We start from the raw sequence: 291 nt of genomic DNA, 5'->3' as shown, positions 1-291 counted from the left end.
GCCACTACGCTGCCAGCTAGGCTTATGTTGCCTTTGGCGTCTAGCTCTATGTTATTAGCCATTACAAGAGCTGAGGCTTTTACGTTTTTATCTTTGGCTTCCTTTTTAAATTTACTTATGCTCTCATTTCTTGCTTCATATAAAGCGTCAAGGATATTTGCTATGTAGGCTGAGTTTATACTATCAAGGCTGTAGTAATACCCTTGGTTTTTAACCCTTCTATTTAGGTTTTTGATGATTGGACTATTAAATATTGGCTCAGAGAATTTATCCAGATCAACATTTGCTAGC

1 protein-coding gene is annotated in these 291 nt (G+C 37.1%); it reads right to left on the bottom strand.

The features are described 5' to 3' along the window. Positions 1-291, bottom strand: a 291-nt coding sequence (locus UNSWCS_RS12055) for a hypothetical protein (protein ID WP_035143982.1), incomplete at both ends; no start/stop codon positions are given.

Source organism: Campylobacter concisus UNSWCS, assembly GCF_000466685.1.
Lineage (GTDB): Bacteria > Campylobacterota > Campylobacteria > Campylobacterales > Campylobacteraceae > Campylobacter_A > Campylobacter_A concisus_A.
Note: the sequence above shows the minus strand (reverse complement) of the source record. Positions and strands in the feature narration are given on the sequence as shown.